At 51.0% G+C, this 18551-nt stretch carries 19 protein-coding genes; 5 read left to right on the top strand and 14 right to left on the bottom strand.

Features of this window, described 5'->3' with window-relative positions:
• Positions 1–3 precede the first annotated feature (3 nt).
• The 9 genes from KZ483_RS06560 to coxB all read right to left on the bottom strand — a co-directional run bounded on the left by KZ483_RS06560 (position 4) and on the right by coxB (position 7689).
• The gene (locus tag KZ483_RS06560) at positions 4–912 is read right to left on the bottom strand and encodes an ABC transporter ATP-binding protein (protein WP_220351888.1); all 909 of its coding nucleotides are present in this window, start codon (positions 910–912) and stop codon (positions 4–6) included.
• A gap of 7 nt (positions 913–919) precedes the next feature.
• Positions 920–1330 carry a GntR family transcriptional regulator gene (locus KZ483_RS06555; protein WP_220351887.1) on the bottom strand — a complete coding sequence of 137 codons (411 nt, stop codon included), beginning with the start codon at positions 1328–1330 and terminating at the stop codon, positions 920–922.
• A 58-nt stretch (positions 1331–1388) separates the two neighbouring features.
• Positions 1389–2102, bottom strand: coding sequence for a hypothetical protein (locus KZ483_RS06550; RefSeq protein ID WP_220351886.1), 714 nt, complete (start codon positions 2100–2102; stop codon positions 1389–1391).
• Positions 2103–2329: 227 nt separating this feature from the next.
• The gene (locus tag KZ483_RS06545; protein ID WP_397376155.1) at positions 2330–2785 is read right to left on the bottom strand and encodes a DUF420 domain-containing protein; all 456 of its coding nucleotides are present in this window, start codon (positions 2783–2785) and stop codon (positions 2330–2332) included.
• A gap of 44 nt (positions 2786–2829) precedes the next feature.
• Positions 2830–3747 (bottom strand): cytochrome c oxidase assembly factor CtaG, encoded by a 918-nt coding sequence (gene ctaG / locus KZ483_RS06540; protein WP_220351884.1) that lies wholly within the window; start codon positions 3745–3747, stop codon positions 2830–2832.
• A 90-nt stretch (positions 3748–3837) separates the two neighbouring features.
• On the bottom strand, positions 3838–4158 hold the full coding sequence (locus KZ483_RS06535; protein WP_220351883.1) for a cytochrome C oxidase subunit IV family protein: 321 nt from the start codon (positions 4156–4158) through the stop codon (positions 3838–3840).
• A 3-nt stretch (positions 4159–4161) separates the two neighbouring features.
• Positions 4162–4782: a cytochrome (ubi)quinol oxidase subunit III gene (locus KZ483_RS06530; RefSeq protein ID WP_220351882.1), complete on the bottom strand. Its 621-nt coding sequence runs from the start codon at positions 4780–4782 to the stop codon at positions 4162–4164.
• Positions 4779–6587: a cytochrome c oxidase subunit I gene (gene ctaD, locus KZ483_RS06525; RefSeq protein ID WP_397376187.1), complete on the bottom strand. Its 1809-nt coding sequence runs from the start codon at positions 6585–6587 to the stop codon at positions 4779–4781. The genes KZ483_RS06530 and ctaD overlap by 4 nt, the downstream gene beginning before the upstream one ends.
• A gap of 61 nt (positions 6588–6648) precedes the next feature.
• A complete protein-coding gene (gene coxB, locus KZ483_RS06520) occupies positions 6649–7689 on the bottom strand; it encodes a cytochrome c oxidase subunit II (RefSeq protein WP_220351880.1) in 1041 nt (346 codons plus the stop codon).
• A gap of 352 nt (positions 7690–8041) precedes the next feature.
• Here coxB and KZ483_RS06515 point away from each other — a divergent pair, with 352 nt between their 5' ends.
• A complete protein-coding gene (locus KZ483_RS06515; RefSeq protein ID WP_258881561.1) occupies positions 8042–8788 on the top strand; it encodes a hypothetical protein in 747 nt (248 codons plus the stop codon).
• A gap of 163 nt (positions 8789–8951) precedes the next feature.
• Here KZ483_RS06515 and KZ483_RS06510 read toward each other — a convergent pair whose 3' ends face one another.
• Positions 8952–9578, bottom strand: a complete 627-nt coding sequence (locus tag KZ483_RS06510; RefSeq protein WP_220351879.1) for a cyclodeaminase/cyclohydrolase family protein — start codon at positions 9576–9578, stop codon at positions 8952–8954.
• Positions 9575–10441 (bottom strand): bifunctional 5,10-methylenetetrahydrofolate dehydrogenase/5,10-methenyltetrahydrofolate cyclohydrolase, encoded by an 867-nt coding sequence (locus tag KZ483_RS06505; RefSeq protein WP_220351878.1) that lies wholly within the window; start codon positions 10439–10441, stop codon positions 9575–9577. The genes KZ483_RS06510 and KZ483_RS06505 overlap by 4 nt, the downstream gene beginning before the upstream one ends.
• 404 nt (positions 10442–10845) lie before the next feature.
• On the opposite strand from KZ483_RS06505, the gene KZ483_RS06500 reads away from it, so the two are divergent.
• The 3 genes from KZ483_RS06500 (at position 10846) to KZ483_RS06490 (ending at position 12724) form a co-directional block, all read left to right on the top strand.
• Complete coding sequence (locus KZ483_RS06500) at positions 10846–11340, top strand: MarR family winged helix-turn-helix transcriptional regulator (protein ID WP_220351877.1); 495 nt, start codon at positions 10846–10848, stop codon at positions 11338–11340.
• 95 nt (positions 11341–11435) lie between these two features.
• Positions 11436–11825, top strand: coding sequence for a DoxX family protein (locus KZ483_RS06495; protein WP_220351876.1), 390 nt, complete (start codon positions 11436–11438; stop codon positions 11823–11825).
• A gap of 122 nt (positions 11826–11947) precedes the next feature.
• Positions 11948–12724, top strand: coding sequence for a pirin family protein (locus tag KZ483_RS06490; protein WP_220351875.1), 777 nt, complete (start codon positions 11948–11950; stop codon positions 12722–12724).
• 208 nt (positions 12725–12932) lie between these two features.
• On the opposite strand, the gene KZ483_RS06485 is transcribed toward KZ483_RS06490, so the two are convergent.
• Both KZ483_RS06485 and KZ483_RS06480 read right to left on the bottom strand, forming a co-directional pair.
• A complete protein-coding gene (locus KZ483_RS06485) occupies positions 12933–14576 on the bottom strand; it encodes an RNA polymerase sigma factor (protein ID WP_220351874.1) in 1644 nt (547 codons plus the stop codon).
• Positions 14577–14764: 188 nt separating this feature from the next.
• Positions 14765–15634 carry a helix-turn-helix domain-containing protein gene (locus KZ483_RS06480; RefSeq protein WP_220351873.1) on the bottom strand — a complete coding sequence of 290 codons (870 nt, stop codon included), beginning with the start codon at positions 15632–15634 and terminating at the stop codon, positions 14765–14767.
• Between the two features lie 83 nt (positions 15635–15717).
• On the opposite strand from KZ483_RS06480, the gene KZ483_RS06475 reads away from it, so the two are divergent.
• Positions 15718–16533 carry a phytanoyl-CoA dioxygenase family protein gene (locus tag KZ483_RS06475; protein ID WP_220351872.1) on the top strand — a complete coding sequence of 272 codons (816 nt, stop codon included), beginning with the start codon at positions 15718–15720 and terminating at the stop codon, positions 16531–16533.
• A 288-nt stretch (positions 16534–16821) separates the two neighbouring features.
• Here KZ483_RS06475 and KZ483_RS06470 read toward each other — a convergent pair whose 3' ends face one another.
• The gene (locus KZ483_RS06470) at positions 16822–18540 is read right to left on the bottom strand and encodes an extracellular solute-binding protein (RefSeq protein ID WP_220351871.1); all 1719 of its coding nucleotides are present in this window, start codon (positions 18538–18540) and stop codon (positions 16822–16824) included.
• Positions 18541–18551 lie beyond the last annotated feature (11 nt).

Raw genomic sequence — 18551 nt, 5'->3', positions numbered from 1 at the left:
TAATTATGACTGCATCCGATGTCTTTCTTGTTCGACTAACAGGGACAATATATCGTCCAACTCCAGCTTCTGCCGGTTTATGATTCGAACATCCGAGGCTTCACACCAGTACTCCGCCTCAAGCACATGACTGGTCACTACTTTAAAGGCCGTCCCCCCCGTATACTCGGCACTCATGAAGCCCGGCATTGACGACCAGTTTACGCTCGCATCACTGCCAACATCAATGTACATTACATTCCAGGACTCGAGCAGCGTATCCTTCTCGAACATACCAAGCACCCTGCCTTGCACCATGAATACGATATAATCCGCAAGTCTCCGCACTTCATCCACAATGTGCGACGACATTAATATGGTGCGTTCGTTCCTCTCCATGTAACGGTGAAGGACATCGATCATCGTCTTCCAGGCAATTGGATCAAGTCCGGAGGAAGGCTCATCAAGCAGCAGAAGCTCCGGATTGTGAGCCATCGCCAGCGCAAGATCGAACTTGCGCCTCATTCCTTTGGACATCTTGCCAAGCTTCAGCGTGGTGTCGATTTCAAATCGCCTCTGCAGCTCCTGAAATCGATTGGCGTCCCACAGCGGATACCATTTCCGGCAAAATAACGCCTTTACCTCCGCTCTCAGATGGTCTTCAAGATCGATCGCCTGCTCCGGAACATAGCCAATGCGCTCTTTGAGCAAGCGATCGTCGCCTCTGCCGATTTTCTCGCCAAGCAGAGCAATTTCCCCGGTGTCGGGTTTAGCCAGATCCAGCATGAGCCGGAACAGTGAGCTTTTTCCCGAGCCGTTAGGTCCAATGATCGCTGTGACATATCCCTTCGGAATCTCAAGATCAATCGGTCCAAGTTCAAAATGCGACCTTCTCTGTATAAGCCCTTGTATCGACACTGCCGTTTGCTCCATCGTTATTTCAGCCTCCCCCAGATGATTCATCCGCCTTCCGTTTGCGGCGAAGTATATTTTGCAGCAGCTCCGTCATTTCCTCTTCCGTACACTGCACCCGCAGCCCGGCATCAACAGCCGATTCGAACGCCTCCACCACAGCGCTTAGCCGTTGTACCTGCCGAATCTCATCGCCAACTCTGGCGACAAAGGTACCCGTACCCTGACGGGTTAGCAGCAGCCCTTCATTTTCCAGGTCCTGATAAACGCGGCGAATCGTAATTACACTGCATTTCAGCATTTGCGCGAGTTCTCGAATCGACGGCAGGAGTGTGCCCTCGCTTAGCTGATCACTCACAATTAATGCGCGCAGCTGAACTTCAATTTGGTGGTATAACGGCTCTGCGCTCTGTTCGTTAACTTGTATTGGTATCCACACCGTACACACCTTCTTCTCCGGGGCAATAAAATCCGTTCCCAGTCTATGGCGCTAATGTCTAGCTTAGCAAATTCCTTGTTGCCAGCCGCTTTCGCAGAACTATACCGGTAAAAATCATAACTGCAGCTCCTAGTGTCAACGCACCTGCCGGCCACATAACATTATGACGCTGAGCCGCTTCGATGGATGATTTAAGTAATTGTACGTCTGCAGTCCAGAAGACGAGCACCGAGATGCCAAACAGAATCAGATAACCTATGCAAATGATAAGATACAGCTTACCGTTTATGGCCTGTTCGAAATAAACATAGGTTGAGCCTATCGCAAGTGAATAGCCAAGCCAGGTAAGCGCGAAATAGACATATTCGCCCGGGCTCAATAATTCACGAAGCTCATTCAGCATCAGATACTGGGCAGTGAAGAAGAAGATCCCGACAATCACAAGCACGGTTACAAGCTGCATCATCCTCGCCAGTACTATAGAGGTCAAGCCAATCGGCATTGTTCGCCAATAGGCTAACTTTCGGGTATATGGGTCGTTCAGCCAATATTTGAGAAGCGAGCGGTTCATCAGGAAGCTCATGCTCGGCAGCACTGACAAATAAACAAAATCACCGGCCCAGCCCCCATCTTCGCCTTGCAGCACCATTGTAAACAGCGGCATCGTCACGATACTCATATAAGTGAAAAACAACATCGTCAGAAGCAGTCCCAACCACGAACGGCGCATCTCATGCTGGAACAGAATATTGGCGCCCCGCCAGTTCATCATATATTTTCTCCTCCATTCACAAACTGTATATATCTTTATGCACAGTATAATCACACCACTCCTAAAGTGTCAATAGTTGGTAATTAAAGCTTTTATAAAGTACAATTTTCTCTGTCCCGTTCTTCGAAAAATCGTTTTTATTTATCCGCTTTACGCCAAAAAAAACGGCAGACTCAAAGGTCTGCCGCTTCATAAATACACTTCTTCACGATTATAAGCGTGATTTTTTAGCCGAAAAGTATATCCAATACGGGTTTCGTATGCCCGCCGGGAAACATCAAGTACAGCAAAGTATAAACAGTAACGCCGGTTATAGCTGTGAAAAACCAAGTCACCGATGTTACTCTTCCCCATTTGCGATGCTTGGCGAAACGACCGCGGAACGCGAGCGTCAGAGTGGTTATGCCGAATACCGCTGCAACCGTAGCAAGAACAATATGAAAGAAAAGAAAGATCATATAAGCCGTTTTCAACTCGTCTGGTCCGCCCCACTCCGTATTCCCGACGAAGATCGTCCGGGACACGTAGACAATGAAGAAAATAAGCGCGGCCACTGCTCCCGCGAGCATGACCTTCTTATGGGCTTCGAGCCTTCTCTTAATGGCAAGTCCCCAACCGATTGCAACTAGGACCGCGCTTATAACAATGAAAGAGGTGCTGATAGCAGGCAAAATATCATACATTGACAAAGGACATCCCACCAATTCTTACGATTCTATAGCGTAAATTAAACTCCGGCGCCCGCTGCACCGGCGGAGCCGGCATCAGTCAGCTCGTCTTCCGTATCCGCGTGTTCCTTCTTGTACCAATGAAAGAATATATAGGCAAGAATCGCTCCGTACATAACCTCCTGGACAAGCTTCATCACGATTCCGCCGAGCTGCTGGTCCTCCGCCGGCTCCATCAGATTAAAGAAAGACGGCCCGCTGAAGCTTGAAAGGAGAGCCTTCGGGTCACCGGATACACAGTAGCCCATAGCCTTTGCCCACACTTCCGGATCGTTATAGGTCGCATACATCGGTGTGCTTGAGAAAATAATAAGCGCACAAGCCGGAGTAAGCATAACCCCATTTGCGAAGACGTAGGCCATCTTACGGACGTCCGTTAATCGGTTCCATTCCGGAACCGGGCATACAATTTGCCACCACATCATAAATGCTGCAACGAGCAGGACCCCGTAAAAGATGCGATGGACAAGAAAGTGGGTCATCACGTAATCATGCACTACCGGCACATGATAGAACGAGAACAGCATATTAAACAGCACAAGAGTGAAAATCGGGTGCATCAGGAGGTTCAGCTTCTTCAAGAATGCCGCCCTAAACAGCGAACGCCATATAAAAGCGGGTATACTCAGCAAAATAATCGGCGGAACGATCAAATAAGAGAGTGACATGTTCACCATATGAAATGTAAACATCAAATGGCCTAGCAGTTCAAGCGGCCCGCCCTGAGCCATATAATAAAGCACCGCACCGGTTACAAACAGGCTCTTCTGCATCACTGTTACCGGCGGTGCTTCCGGCACATGTTTTTCCCTCCAAGGTCCGGCCAAATAAAAGTAGAGAATGACAAGCGCTGCCATAAAGAAGAAAAACATCGGGCTCCACAGCTCTTCGAAGGTGAAATATTGTAATCCCAGCATGATGGAATTCCCCTTTCTTGCTTACCTTGACTTACAACAAAAGAGGGGGGCCGACTAGGACCGCCCTCTTTTCAATTTAATCCTTCGTAATTAGCCCCACCAAGCCCAATACTCGGCCATGACTACCAGCGTGAAAACTACGAATACGCCCATAAGAATCCCCATAATTGGGAAGATATGTCCGCGGTCTTTCATATGCATCCAGAACGACATCTGAATGAATACCTGCAGTACCGCCATAAGAACGAGGATAATATACACAAACGATTGATTGATTTCCCCTGCCGATACCGCCGCGAAGGCAATAACCGTTAACAGGATCGAGAAAATAAATGCAATAATGTGCTTCCGCGGGCCTTCTTGCTTATGGCGTTTGCCATGCTCTTCAGCGGCAGAATGTTGAGTTGACATTCGTTAACCCACCTTTCCCATCAGGTAAACGACGGTGAAGATGAATACCCACACGACGTCGATAAAGTGCCAGTACATACCGGCAACATATATTTTCGGCGCAGTTACAACGGTAAGCCCTTTTTTCGCAATTTGAGCGATCAGCAGTGAAATCCAGATCACACCGAATGCGACGTGAGCGCCGTGGAAGCCGACCAGCGTATAGAACGATGAGCTGAAAGCGCTGGTTGATAACTTATGGCCTTCGTGCACGTAGTGGTTGAATTCATAAATTTCAAGACCAAGGAAACCAAGTCCCAAAATTACCGTTATCACGAGCCAGTTGATCATCGATTTCACTTGATTAGCATGCATCGCCTGGATGGCAAATACGCTGGTCAAGCTCGAAGCCAACAGTATGAACGTTGCCCCTGCAATCATTGGAAGCTGAAACAGTTCCTGAGGGGTCGGATTTCCGTCGCCGACTTGATGACGCAGCGCCAGAAACATTGAGAACAACGTACCGAACAAGACCGTCTCACCGCCAAGGAATAGCCAGAAGCCGAGCACCTTATTGCGGCCTTCGAGAGTTGCCTTCTCCGGCTCGTGCGGCAGCTTGCCGTCTACATGCGAGTGTGCGCTCATGCTTTTACCCCCTTGTCGTGCAGTTCTTCAGGTTCGATATGAAAGCCGTGATCGTCAATTACCGAACGGAGGAACATGCATCCGAAGGTGATGACAAGACCCAGAATTCCAAACAACGTGTGATGATACATGAAAGCAAGTCCTGCAATGAATAAGCCTATCGACATAATGAGCGGCAGAATCGAAGGAGACGGCATATGGATCGAACCGAGCGGTTCAGCCGGCGTCATCGTCTTCTTGCCTTCCATTTTTTCTTTCCAGAAAGGATCATAGCCGCGAACAAGCGGTGTCTGCGCAAAGTTGTATTCCGGCGGCGGGGACGGGATCGTCCACTCCAGCGTACGTCCGTCTTCCCAAGGATCGTTCGTTGCGGTGCGCGGCTTGGCCGATGTTACCACAATATTGATAAGGAAGAAGATCGTACCGAAGCCCATTAAGAAAGCGCCTACTGTACTGATCATATTCAGGTTATTGAAGCCCATGCCGTCCAGATAGGTCCATACCCGACGAGGCATCCCCATCAGACCTAGGAAATGCTGCAGGAAGAACGTAAGGTGGAAGCCTATGAAGAAGGTCCAGAATGTCCATTTGCCAAGCGTTTCGTTCAGCATACGGCCGAACATCTTTGGCCACCAATAGTACAGTCCGGAGAAAATGCCCAGAATCAGACCGCCAACGATAACGTAGTGAAAGTGAGCGACTACGAAGTAGGTATCATGATACTGGTAATCGGCAGGCGCCGCTGCAAGCATTACCCCGGTTACGCCCCCCATAACGAAGGTCGGAATAAAGCCGACCGCGAACAGGTTTGCCGTAGTGAAACGGATTGAACCGCCCCACATTGTGAACAACCAGTTGAAGATCTTAATGCCGGTCGGAACCGCGATCAGCATTGTCGCAATAGAGAACAATGCGTTTGCAACCGGACCGAGGCCGGTCGTAAACATGTGATGCGCCCAAACCATGAAACCGAGGAAACCGATCAGCACGGTTGCGAAAACCATCGAGCTGTAACCGAACAGGCGTTTACGCGAGAACGTACTGATTACTTCCGAAATGACGCCGAAAGCCGGCAAAATCAGAATATATACTTCAGGATGTCCGAAGATCCAGAAGATATGCTCCCAAAGAACAGCGTTACCGCCATTCGATACTTCAAAGAAGTTGGCATGGAACAACCGGTCGAACATAAGTGCCACCAAACCGACGGTCAGCGCAGGGAAAGCGAACAGAATAAGCGCCGAAGTAATGAAAGCGGTCCAGGTGAACATCGGCATACGCATGAAGCTCATGCCCGGAGCACGCATATTGATAATTGTCGCCAGGAAGTTAATCCCACCGACCAGCGTACCGATACCGGCTATTTGCAGGCCCATGACATAGTAGTCGACCCCATGGTCGGCATTGTAAATCGGACTTGCAAGCGGAACGTACGATGTCCAGCCTGCGTCCGGAGCGCCGCCCGTAAACCAGCTGACATTCAGCAGAACGCCGCCGGCAAAGAATGTCCAGAAGCCGAGCGCGTTCACAAACGGGAACGCGACGTCGCGCGCTCCGATCTGAAGCGGAACGACCGCATTCATAAGCGCGAACAGCATCGGCATAGCCGCAAGGAAGATCATTGTAGTTCCGTGCATCGTCAGCAGCTCGTTATATGTGTCCGCGCTGACGAAATCATTCTGGGGCTGCCATAGTTGAATCCGGATAAGGATCGCTTCCAGACCTCCGACGAGGAAGAAGAAGCCCCCGGCCATCAAATACAGTATGCCAATTTTCTTATGGTCAACGGTCGTAAGCCAATCCATCAGGCCGCTATACCGCTTAACCGCATGTGCGTGAGCCAACGTTGGTACCTCCTTCAATCCTTTAATAATTAAGCTTCAAGCCCGCCAAATACTTCGCAATGGCTTCAATTTGTTGTTCAGTCAGATCGACCTTCGGCATCAACGTGCCTGGCTTCACCCTTTGCGGATCCTTTATCCATGTGACAAGGTTTTGCTCGATCGGGCCTTCATACTTATATTTAGGATCGTCGCTGTTGACCAAAATGCCGGCTATCGAATCACGGCTTCCAATACCGGTAAGGCTAGGATACAGCTGTCCGCCGTTTGCACCGATCGCATGGCAGGACAAGCACTGCTTAGTCAATACGTCCGCGATTTCCTGATTTTCCGGCAGCGCAACCGGTTCTTTCATTGCTGTCACCCAGCGTTCAAACGATGCGCGGTCAACTACTTTAACCTTAAAATCCATAAGCGCGTGAGAAGGGCCGCACAGCTCCGCGCATTTACCCAGATACACACCTGTTTTCGGAGCTTTAAAGAACATTGTATTGACGTTTCCGCCCGGGTTGGCGTCCGTTTTACCCGCAAGCGACGGAATCCAGAACGAGTGGAGCACATCCGCCGTTTTCGCTTCAATAGAGATGACGGCATCATTAGGTATGAGCAGCTCCTGGGCTGTTTTCACACCGTATTTGGGATATTCAAATTCCCACCAGTACTGGTGAGCGGTTACTTTGACCTGAATCGCATTGGGATCCTTGGTGTAATCTTGGGCAAGCCCGAACACCGATTTGATAGTCGGAACACCGAGGATTACAAGAAGAATAATTGGAATGACCGTCCAGATAATCTCGAGCTTGTGGTTCCCTTCTACTTGCACGGGAATTTTGTCGCCTGGGCGGCGGCGGAAACGAATAATTACATAGAAAGCAATTGCAAAAACGACTACAACGACCAGCACCATGATCGCGATAGTGAGCTTCATTAGTCCGAACTGTTCTTCGGCAACCGGCCCTTGCGGTCTAAGTGTCGACAGGTCAGCTCGTCCACATGCTGACAGCAGCAACACCATTCCGGCAAGAAGCGGCATAAGCCGTTTTAGAACGTGCCACCGATTCATCATCAATCAACCCCACTTTTTACTTTTTCGCAGCTGCCGTGGATGGCGGAAAAATCGGCTTCTACTGCGTACTTCACTGATGTTTAGACAAACTTCCGCAATCTTAATCACTTTATTAAATATAAAGTTGAAGGTTCTATTTGTCAATGTTCGAGGAAGAGTTCACAAATTGTTCTCAAAGCTGTCAAAACCGCGATATTATCGGTTTTTTTCCTTGCCAAACGGCGGTTTCCGACCCTCCATGTCTATCCTACATTGTGTGCATAAACCATGGGTCTTTATGTATCTTGGCAGCGTGCATATTTCAACTTTCGACGCCCATCCTAAGGAGAGCTTAAGGAAGGAGCCACTCACCATGAGAAAGCGCAAAGCGATTCGCACCTTTATTGTATTACTAACGACAGTAACAGTCGCTGCGGGAATATCCGGCTGCAATTATAAGAGGCATTTGCAGGACAGCACATACGATTACGGTTCACGGCAAAGCGGCGATCCCAAGCGCGTCGGAAGTAAGATGTACGGCTCGATGAGCGGTCTTCCCGGCCAGCATGATAACGCCTGGTTCGAATACAGCTCTCTCCTGTCGACCGACGTCTCCAATATAAACGGTGTGGCCGGAGCACTGGTGTTTCTGACCGACAAGAACGCCTATGTGGCTATGACGATGGATTGGACGGCCGTTGGAACGCGCAACACCGGAGGAGCTGAATCCAGAGAGCAGGACAATTCCGGCGCCCAGGAAGGGGTCTATAATCATTCCAACGGCAGCCCTTATTGGAATAATCAACGAATCGTCGGTCCTTTCAATTCGTATTTCTCCATAAACGACCATAATGATATATCGAGCGAGCTGAAGCAAACAATTGCCCTCCATGTGCGCAGAATAGCGCCTACAGTGCAGGAGGTTCATATTTCCGCCAATCAGGAATTCGTTAACCATTTAGTCCAATATGCACAGGAGGCATGGGCGGGACATTCGCTTACTCCATGGACCGAATCCTTCAACACTCTGATCAAGCATCAGTTTGCCGGCGGACACGCGGTTCCGGAACCGCTGGACGTGCAGCAGCGACGCGGGAATGCCATTATCCATCAGGGCTGAGGAGCGACAAAGCGGCTCTTCAGTCTTTTTTTTCACAGCTTCCAAAATTATCCCTTCTATAATATTCTGCGCAAATAACGACGTACAAACCCGACCGAATGCCGGAAACAAAACCGGGTAATGCGCATTTAAGTATCGTTGGTTAATAATCGGAAGCTCCTCTTTACAACCGTGCTCTTACATTACGCATAACCGTTTGTTTCAGCTGGGCGATCTCATCCGACAATTGAGACCCTTGCTCTTGAAATCGGCCGGCAGCTTCTACATCATTGATGGAAGCGACATTAATCTCCACAGTGAGCCAGGCGGATTGGGCTGCCGCATCCAGCATTAGTGCGGCGATTCCCCAATCCGAGATAACGTTCCGGTTCACCTCATGCACCGATTCGTCTAATACAATGAGCAGACGATGGATTAATTTCATTAAAGACAGCGGCACTTCAGCGGCTCTCACGGCAGCCTGGCCAATTGCCCGGCTGCGAGCATCCCGTTCAGCGGACGAAGCTTTGGGCAGCGCAAGTGCGCTCATATAATTATTAAAGGATTCTATATCCCGGTTCATCAAAGTCTCGCATTGGCGCATCGCTTCCGACATTTCTTCAGCCGTTGCCGCCATCTGTTCTCGAACGGCTTCATGCCGCTTACCTGTTGTCAGCGTTGAAACCATCGATCCCATCGATGCGCCAAGGGCTGCAGCCAGCGCTGCCACGCTTCCGCCGCCCGGCGTTGGCGAAGCCGAAGCCGCTTCATCCAGAAACAAACGTATGGAGCTATTCCATGACCCGTTCATTGCTTCAGCCTCCCCGTACTGTGGAGCAAATCAACCGCCCGAAGAACATTTTCAAACAAGATCGCAGTCGTTAACGTGCCTACGCCGCCGGGAACAGGCGATATCGCATGGACATACCGGCCGGTTTCATGCGCCGCGTCGCCTACTATTCCGCTTCCGTCCGCTTTCTCATTTATACCGGCATCAATGACCACAAGCTGCGGGTGAACCATTTCAGGTGTGATGAGGCCGGGACGGCCTGCCGCTGCAATGACGATATCGGCATGTTTGATGTGGACAGCGAGGTCGGGCGTGTGCGAGTGGCATACCGTTATGGTTGCATTTTCACGCAGCAGCATATTCATGAGCGGACGGCCCACGGTCTCTCCCCTTCCGACCAGAACAACATGCTTGCCTTGGAGCCCGAAGCCGTTTTCGCGAAGCAGCCTGATGCATGACTGTGGAGTCGCCGGGAGCAGGCCCGGGCCACCGGTCAAACAGGCAAGCTTGTTTGCAGGAGTGATACCGTCGACATCTTTGAGCGGATCGATCGCCTCGCATAGCGTCTCCGCTCTGATTCCTTCAGGCAGGGGCAGTTCGAGCATGATCCCGTGAATGTCGGATGCTTCATTCAGACGCCTGATTTCCCCCAAGAGCCTGGTTTCCGTCACTTCGCGGCCAAACTCCAGCAGCTCCATGCGAATTCCAAGCTTGTCGGCAAACCGCCGCTTCGCCTGAGCGTATGCGGCCGATGCCGGGTCTCCCTGGACCATAAGCACAGCAAGCGAAGGATTCGTTCCGGCAAGCTGCCACTCCCGTACGCGATTCTTAATGACGCTGCACGACTGGTCGGCAAGCGGTTTTGCCGTTAACAGCATAGACATTATAAGCGCCTCCTTCATCTACCCGTGATAGTACCGTATAAAACAACCTGCAGCATGCAGCGGAAAATAAAAAAAAGCATCCGATGGCAGTGAGCATTAGCACACAGACCTTCAAATACTTTGCCCAGGCGTTCGGCTTATGGCAACTTCAGCTGCGGCTTGCCCCGTTCATTTGCAAGCTGTCCGTCGCCACTTCATGAGACCGCTCTGCTCCCCCATGGTTGTCCCACGTTACGCCAGTTACATGCGGCTTAATACATACCTTTATTATACCAGAATCTTGCACCGGCCGGCAGCCGAACAACCGATAAAATTTATCTGAATTATTTCCTTGACAAAACATTCTGATTGCGTTATCTTTAAGTTAAGATATTTTACGTTAAGGAAAATGGAGGTGAATACTAATGAAAACAGGGCCGACTGACCAACCAATCCACAACACGGGCGATACACAGCATGAAGATTCCGGCGATGACGCCCTGCACCTTTTCATCATTCTTTCAAGAGCCCATCAATGGGTAACAGCACATGCCCACCAGGATATTCGTCGACACGGTCTTAATCCGACGGAGTTCGCGGTACTGGAGCTTCTCTATCATAAAGGCGAACAGCCACTGCAGCAGATCGGTGAGAAAATACTTATGACAAGCGGCAATATCACCTATGTGGTTGATAAGCTTGCCGATAAGGGACTTGCAAGGCGAAAGGCATCCAAAGATGATCGAAGAGTTATTTTTGCGGAAATCACGGATAAAGGAATACAGTTTCTTGACGAAGTATTCCCACAGCATACGGAAACGATCCGGAAAGCGGTTGGCGGATTGTCTGCCGAGGAGAGGGCGCAGGCGATTCAATTATTAAAGAAACTGGGCGTTTCAGCCCAAGGGAGCTTCACTTAGCAGAGAATACTTGCGCGGTGAACTTGACGCTCCTTTCCTCAAGCAAAATATCTTAAATTTAAGAAACTTAATTTAAAATAATGGAGGAGATTGAAATGAGTATCGCATTGGGATTGTTGATCGTTCGGTTGGTTGTCGGTTTGGCGTTTATGGGGCATGGAGCTCAAAAGCTGTTCGGTTGGTTTGGCGGTTACGGCTTGAAAGGAACCGGCGGGTGGCTGGATTCTATCGGCGTTAAGCCCGGTGTATTCATGGCATTCTTGATCGGATTGCTCGAGGTTGCAGGCGGACTACTGTTGGTGCTGGGTCTTTGGACTCCGGTAGCAGCTGCGCTTATCGTCATTCTGATGCTCGGCGCAATTATCACGGTTCACGGTAAGAACGGCTTTTGGGTTACGCAGAACGGAATCGAGTACAACGTCATTCTGATTGCAGTTTCGGTGGGGTTGGCCCTCATCGGACCCGGCGCATACGCATTGAATTAATATCCGTGCTCGCCATGACGCATAACAAAGTTGTTTCGCAGAAAACCAGGACTAAGCTGTTTTCTGCTGGCCATGAGGTGTATCGTACAAGTAACGCAAAAACTTTTTAGGAGGGTAAATGCATGCAAACATTAGTTTACGGTCCTGCGCTGCAGGCGGTCGGGGCATTTGACGGCGGTAAAATTACGGAGCAGAAACCGATCGGCTTTCCCGGTGAAGGCTCTGTGGTGAAACGAATCGGCCCCCTCTTCTACTGGGCATGGGCGAAAGCTAAGGCTGATGGTTACATTCCGCTTCATCCTCACCAAGCTTTCGAAATCATGACATATGTAATAGCAGGCCAGGCTCAGCATGGAGACACTTTGGGAACGAAAAGCACAGTTGGCCCCGGCGGCGTGCAATTGATGCAAACCGGTTCGGGAGTCAGTCACGAGGAGCGTTTTATAGGGCCTGATGTGGAAGGGTTTCAAATCTGGTTCGAGCCTCATATGGAGAAAGCTTTAAGAATGACGCCGACATACAGCCAATATGACCACGAGGAATTCCCGCTTTCCGAAGGCGAGGGCTTCGTCCGGAAAACAATAATCGGAGAGGGATCGCCGGTCAGCATTATTGCCGATGCGCGGATGTGGGACATTCAAATCGCGTCGGGCGGGCGGTACCGGTATGATGTACCGGGTGATAGAACTTTGGCGGCACTGGCGATTCAAGGCGGAGGAGTATGGGCTAATGGTGAAGCTGATTCGAAACGTACGGCTTTCCGCCATAAAGACTTTCTTGTTGCCCGCGCCGATGAAGCTCAGAACGTTATTGTCGAGGCATCCGAGGGTTCGCCGCTGCGGCTCATCCTTATCGAGGTTCCCACCAAGGTCGATTATCCGCTGTACCCGAAACGCTAATGATTGACGGTGCGGCGGCCGGCAAGCTACCATGAAAAAGGGGCTGCCGGCTATGCCAGCCGTATATATCACCGGAGCGGACCCGCGGACTTGGACTCGCGCTTTGCCGAATTTACGCGGATAAATTTATATTGACTATGAAAATAACCCGCTGCCCTGGTAAAGACCAGGGGAAAGCGGGCGTACTACACTCACGTTTCTTAAGATATTATTTCTCCCACACCATCGTCGTCAGCCGCTGCATCTCATTGTGCAGCGGCTCTTTCAATTGGCCGAGCCGAACCAATGCTTCCATAATCGCGAAGACGATTCCCATCCCCTGGTTCAAGACGAAATAATTGATCTCCCGCTTTGATATATGAGATGGAGCCAGCTTCTCCCATATGGCGACAAATCCGTCAAGAACCGATTCGAGCTTCTTCCCTGCTTCAATCTCATTCATAGCTTCTTCGAGGATGATCATAAGCTTCTCGTACTGCGATTTTCGAAGAAACGGTATTTGAATGACTGGCTGTCCGTCTTCTACGGTTACTAAACCCTTTTCCGCCATCCGGCTGATCGTCAGCTTATCGTAATCGGAGCTCTCCCTGCCGTTATCAATGGCCTCGGCTATTCGTCCCAAATCCGTCAAATCAGGTCCGTCAAACTCACGCCATGTCATACCCGACCACCAAGACTCCATCTGCAGTCCGCACAGATTGCCTCCATTTTCGCGAAATTTAATACCGTTTGTGGCGTATTTCCTTACTATTTCCCGATTCTCTACTTCCACCTTGTAGGCATCTTCATCGTATTTAATGTCGCCAACGGCAATATACCGGCCGCCATCGGGGCGTTCGATCGGGCCGCTAGCCGCGTGATATGCCGCATCTTTAACGCTGCAATACTGGTTATGCACGGTAAAAGGAATAAGCCACCAGAGTAAGAATTTTTCATTAGTCCGATTTCCGTGAAAACAGATACCCTTTATCGCTTCAAGCCGTGAAGCGATTGCCTGCAGAAAGTCGGCCGCGATTTCTTCCGCTTTCAATTTAAGAAATGCTGATTCCTGTTGATGACTCCTCATATTCCGGATTAAAAAGTTCGTCTGAAATCTGCCTCCGCCGGTTTGCAGCATCAGCTCGGAATACTTTAGCTTCTCGACATGCTCCTCCACATAAGCGCTGGCAGCACCCACTTTCCTGGCAATTTCATCGATAGTGAGCGGACGGTCATAGGCCGCAATCGCGATATTACCGGCCAGAAGCGAAGTGAAATAGCTGTTTGGTTCCTCTTTTGGACCCGGTGTACCGCAATGCCCGACACCAAGCCGAAGCGGCTTGTAGCTCAGCTGTTCTTTGGATATTGACATACTCAACCCTTCTTTCAGTTTTTTCCTCGCTTCAAATAAGTGCCATTTCACCGTACCGGGCGGAATATGGAGGGTGGCGGCAATCTGCTGAACATTCATGCTGTGAAAATAATGCATCACCGTAATTTCGCGGTGCCGTTTGGTAAGAAACGCGACCTCCCGCTGCAGCAGATGCATCGTTTCATCCACTACCAGCATCTCCGGCGGGGAAGGATCCCCGCTCGCCACCACGATTTCGTCGATGCTTGCATCGCTGCGCCAGTGACGCTTATGCTTGGCCACGTAATTGGACCAAGTGAAGCTGCAAATCCGCTGCACCCACGCATCCATATTATCGATTTCACGGCCCGGTCTAAGCGATTGAATCAGCGCAATTGCGATTTCCTGCGCCAAATCTTCAGCCTCCTGCCTGTTCCCGGTTCTCGCGAGTGCGAAACTGAACACTCTCTTGGAGTATCGGCGCACAAGCGCCTCATCCATATTCACATTGGCACCAGTCATTGCAGCGGCTCTCCTTTGAAGGGATTCACTATTTAAAGTAGGGTGTAAGCAAGAATCGGTTGGCGTAATCTGAAAATTATATATATCGAAAACCGCTGAACCAATGGGCCGCATCATTCAGCGGATCGAACGGTTGGGAGATATGAATACATCCAGGGGGCTGGACAAGTGAAATAACGCTTGCATACTTAGTCATCTGTTTCCGCCTCGATCTGTCGGCTCCGTTGGCCAGCCGATTTGCGGAATGCGCTCGGGCTCTGGCCGTACAATGCCGAGAACTGCTTCGTAAAGTAGAACGAGTCCGCGAAGCCGACATCCTCCGCAACCTGCGCGATTGGCAGTGAGGTTCGTTCAAGCAGCCTCACCGCATGGCGAAGCCTCATCTTCAGCAGTGTTTCGATGACGGAATCGCCTGTTTCCTGTTTGAACAAATGAGCGAACCTCGAAGGTGACAGCGCCGCCCGCTCCGCAAGCGATCCGATCGTATGCCGATTTTTCAAATTCTCGCTTAAATAATCAAGCGTCTGGCGGATCCGCGTGTCCATCATGCTTCTCTCGAACCTGGCGGTATACCGGCCAAGCAGCAGAGCCACCTCTTCCAGAGCGTTCGCAGCAAGCCTCTGTTGAAGAGGATCCGCGTCCGTGCTGTCGCGTATAACCCGGCGGAACGCGGTTAGAAGCCGCTCGCGGACAACCGGCTGTTCGACGTGAAGCTGAAGCAGCTCGCCCTTCTTATGGGGGAGCTGAAGCAAATCAACCCAGCCCGGTTCTGGCAGAAAATGGGCCCAGACAAAACGCCACACCTCCCCCTCAGGCGTCTCATAGTCGTGTCTCACGCCCGGCCGAAGCAGCACGACATCGCCTTCGCGGCATTCGGAGCGCCCCTCATCCGTGCCGAAGCTTCCCCTGCCCCCATAGGTAAAAGTAATCAGCCAGTCTCTTGTTCCTTCAGGCCGCCGGGTACGGTAGCCATGCGGCTGCATATAATCGCCTGCAAGTATGATGCCGGGATTCAGCGTGTACAAGTCGACAGCAGAATCATCCAGATATTCAGCCATTCCGTTTATTCCTCCAGCCCCAATACCGTTTTATAATCATGATACAGCAAGTCTAATAAAACGTGAACCAGGAGGGCTGTTTTATGACTACGGCAAAGCTCGGCAACGTTCTGAGTCCTGAGCAGAAGAAGCAGTTTGATCAAGAAGGTTATTTACTGCTGCGCGGATTGTTTGCGGAAGATGCAGCGAGATTGCGGGAACACTTTATGAAGCTGCACGCGGATGCTCCCGCCCAATATTACCGGCCCGTTGGACCAGAGGAATCAGGCGGGGACATCCTGAAGCAGTACCCTCGAATGATGCATCCGCACCGATTCGATGAGCTGTCCAAATCGTATATGCTGCACCCGAAAGTTCTGAATGCTCTTGCTGATCTGTTTGATGCTGCGCCCGTTGCCGCCCAGTCGATGTTCTATTTCAAGCCTCCGGGCGCCAAAGGACAGGCGCTGCATCAGGACAATTTCTACCTGCTTGTAGAACCGGGTACGTGTATCGCAGCATGGGTCGCGGTCGACGATGCGGACCGGGATAACGGCGGCATGGTTGTCGTGCCGAAATCGAATCAGCTGGAAGTGCAGTGTCCGCACGAAGCCGACCCTTCCGTCTCATTCACGCGCGATGAAGTTGATGTACCGCCAGGCTATTCCCCAGTGCCTATGGACATGAAGGCGGGCGACGTACTGTTCTTCAACGGCAGCCTCATTCACGGCTCCTATCCGAACACCTCGGATGACCGCTTCCGGCGTGCTTTTATATGCCACTACGCCAGTGAGAAAGATATCAGAATCAGCCACTGGTATAAACCGCTTTATCGTCACGACGGGAGCGAGTTTGAGATTGAAATGAGCGAGAGCGGCGGACCCTGCGGCTCCGAGCATATTGTCACAGGACCGCATTAACGGGATTGACGTATTAACAAGCAACAATCAAGAAGAACCGGATGCCGCAGGCATTCTCCTTTTCATGGTACCCGCTGGCTGAGCATGACGACTATGATATTCCTACACATGACTGCCTGTTTTAGTGTAAACAGCCGAAAAAGGCCCGCTGTAATGTTTCTCACAGCAGGCCTTTCGTAATTATTACGTTGATGCCCGCGCGCCTCAGCTGCACCAACATGCCGTAATCGTAACGTTCCCGCCTCGGCGTGAAAACGCCGCTGTGAAATTGATCTCGCCGGGCGCCGATTATCTAAGGCCTTTCTTCTTCAGATCCAGCAGGTGCCGCTGATACATCAGCTTTTCCACACGATCCGCTCCGAGCTTGTCGATTTGGTCGATAAAGTCGCTGTAAACGGTATTGAATTCGCGGTCGGAAGCGGCCATCACAAGCAGTGGAATCGTTTTGTTCCACAAATCCTTGATGTTGGCGTTGATGACTCCTTCCGGCGAGGTGCTGTCCGGCTCGAGATTTTCCATACCGAGCGCGTAATCGTCATAATTGAACCGCTGCAGCTTCATCGCCGCATTGTATTCATCCGTCCGTGACAGGATCAAATCCCGAAGATCCGCCTCGTCCCAAAGCTTGCCTTCCCGCCAAAGCAGCGTTGAGTCGTTAAATCCGTACTTTCGAGTCCACGCATTGATGTCCCTGTTCATCAGATTGCGTACATCCGGCGTGTACTGCGGGAGACCGTCCACCATCTCGTACGTCTCCCCTTCCTTGCCGTAGCGTAAATCCATCTGTCCTTCATCGGACCAGGCATATTCGGCGAACCTGATAATCCTTTCGGGATGCTTCGCTTTTTTCGTAATGAACAAACCCTGCCAGCCAAGCAGCCGGGTCGCCGGATAGCGCGGTTCGTGCCCGTTTGCACTCAAGCCGGCCAGTTCCACATATTGCTTGTCCGGACCGAGTGTGTTTGCGATGAGCGGGTTGAATTTCCGGAACATATCGCTGATATACTGAGACGCAACGATAAACGATCCGTGGTTCATGGCGTCCATGTACTGTTCCTGCTTGGTGATCAGCAGTTTCGAGTCAAGCAGTCCTTTGCGGTACAGCGTATTGAGAAACCGGAACGCGTTGATGAAGCCTGCGCTTCGCATCGGGTATTCGACGATCTTGCTGTCGTCCTTGATGCGCTCTTCAAGCAGCCTCGGTGAGAAGGAATAGATCAAATAATCCATCGACAAGCTTCCCTCGAAGCCGTTTTTGGTGACATCGAAGAAATCGAGCCCGACCGGACTGAGATCCGGATGAATTCGCTTCGCCTGTTCCAGTACATGGAGCAAATCCTCCACCGTTTCGACCTTCGGGCTCCCGAGTGCCTCGTAAATATCCTTGCGGATAAACCATGGCCGAATGGAAACGATCGGTGCGCCGTTCTTCAGCCGGTTCTCCGATTCGTAATTATTGGGCAGGTACCATAGCTGGCCGTTAACCGAATGATATTTCACCATCTCCGGGTCAAGCATTTTCCAAAACTCGGGCGCGTATTTGTCGATCAGATCGTTCATCGAGTAGACAAGTCCGTCATTGATCAGCTTCGACACGGCAGGGTTATTCCAGTCGAGCATAATCGAATCGGGCAAATTGCCGGTTGCGATCATCATGTTTAAATAATCGTCGTCGCTGCCGACGGCCAGCTTCCGGTCAATCCGGACACCTGTCTTCGCCTCAGTCAGCTTCATGTCATATTGATCTTTCCACAAGTAATCGGTCGCCCAATTGCCGTAGAAATACTGCGTGAACGTAAACGGAGACGTATCCTGCTTCCAGGACAAGTCTCCCTTCCCAATGGGAGCAGTGCCGGCTTTGGGCGTCTGTGCTGTGCCGCCGCCGCCCTGCCCGGCGCTGCCCGGCCAGCCGGCTCTCTGCAGCCATGCCGCAGGAACGGCGAACAGCAAGGTCAGTACCAGCAGCGCCAGAATACCGGGCAAGACGATGACCGGTTTCCTATTCATTTTCGAGCCCC

Origin of the sequence: Paenibacillus sp. sptzw28 (assembly GCF_019550795.1) — a bacterium.
In the GTDB taxonomy this organism is placed as follows: Bacteria; Bacillota; Bacilli; order Paenibacillales; family Paenibacillaceae; genus Paenibacillus_Z.
This window is presented reverse-complemented; position numbering and strand designations above follow the sequence as displayed.

What these genes read in the sequence shown, in the direction of transcription:
- KZ483_RS06560 (WP_220351888.1), bottom strand. Translation starts at nt 912, where the DNA reads ATGGAGCAAACGGCAGTGTCGATACAAGGGCTTATACAGAGAAGGTCG.
- KZ483_RS06500 (WP_220351877.1), top strand. Translation starts at nt 10,846, where the DNA reads ATGAAAACAGGGCCGACTGACCAACCAATCCACAACACGGGCGATACA.
- KZ483_RS06475 (WP_220351872.1), top strand. Translation starts at nt 15,718, where the DNA reads ATGACTACGGCAAAGCTCGGCAACGTTCTGAGTCCTGAGCAGAAGAAG.
- KZ483_RS06510 (WP_220351879.1), bottom strand. Translation starts at nt 9,578, where the DNA reads ATGAACGGGTCATGGAATAGCTCCATACGTTTGTTTCTGGATGAAGCG.
- KZ483_RS06490 (WP_220351875.1), top strand. Translation starts at nt 11,948, where the DNA reads ATGCAAACATTAGTTTACGGTCCTGCGCTGCAGGCGGTCGGGGCATTT.
- KZ483_RS06535 (WP_220351883.1), bottom strand. Translation starts at nt 4,158, where the DNA reads ATGTCAACTCAACATTCTGCCGCTGAAGAGCATGGCAAACGCCATAAG.
- KZ483_RS06470 (WP_220351871.1), bottom strand. Translation starts at nt 18,540, where the DNA reads ATGAATAGGAAACCGGTCATCGTCTTGCCCGGTATTCTGGCGCTGCTG.
- KZ483_RS06480 (WP_220351873.1), bottom strand. Translation starts at nt 15,634, where the DNA reads ATGGCTGAATATCTGGATGATTCTGCTGTCGACTTGTACACGCTGAAT.
- coxB (WP_220351880.1), bottom strand. Translation starts at nt 7,689, where the DNA reads ATGATGAATCGGTGGCACGTTCTAAAACGGCTTATGCCGCTTCTTGCC.
- KZ483_RS06485 (WP_220351874.1), bottom strand. Translation starts at nt 14,576, where the DNA reads ATGACTGGTGCCAATGTGAATATGGATGAGGCGCTTGTGCGCCGATAC.
- KZ483_RS06530 (WP_220351882.1), bottom strand. Translation starts at nt 4,782, where the DNA reads ATGAGCGCACACTCGCATGTAGACGGCAAGCTGCCGCACGAGCCGGAG.
- KZ483_RS06545 (WP_397376155.1), bottom strand. Translation starts at nt 2,785, where the DNA reads ATGTATGATATTTTGCCTGCTATCAGCACCTCTTTCATTGTTATAAGC.
- KZ483_RS06515 (WP_258881561.1), top strand. Translation starts at nt 8,042, where the DNA reads ATGAGAAAGCGCAAAGCGATTCGCACCTTTATTGTATTACTAACGACA.
- KZ483_RS06550 (WP_220351886.1), bottom strand. Translation starts at nt 2,102, where the DNA reads ATGATGAACTGGCGGGGCGCCAATATTCTGTTCCAGCATGAGATGCGC.
- ctaD (WP_397376187.1), bottom strand. Translation starts at nt 6,587, where the DNA reads ATGGATTGGCTTACGACCGTTGACCATAAGAAAATTGGCATACTGTAT.
- KZ483_RS06505 (WP_220351878.1), bottom strand. Translation starts at nt 10,441, where the DNA reads ATGTCTATGCTGTTAACGGCAAAACCGCTTGCCGACCAGTCGTGCAGC.
- KZ483_RS06495 (WP_220351876.1), top strand. Translation starts at nt 11,436, where the DNA reads ATGAGTATCGCATTGGGATTGTTGATCGTTCGGTTGGTTGTCGGTTTG.
- ctaG (WP_220351884.1), bottom strand. Translation starts at nt 3,747, where the DNA reads ATGCTGGGATTACAATATTTCACCTTCGAAGAGCTGTGGAGCCCGATG.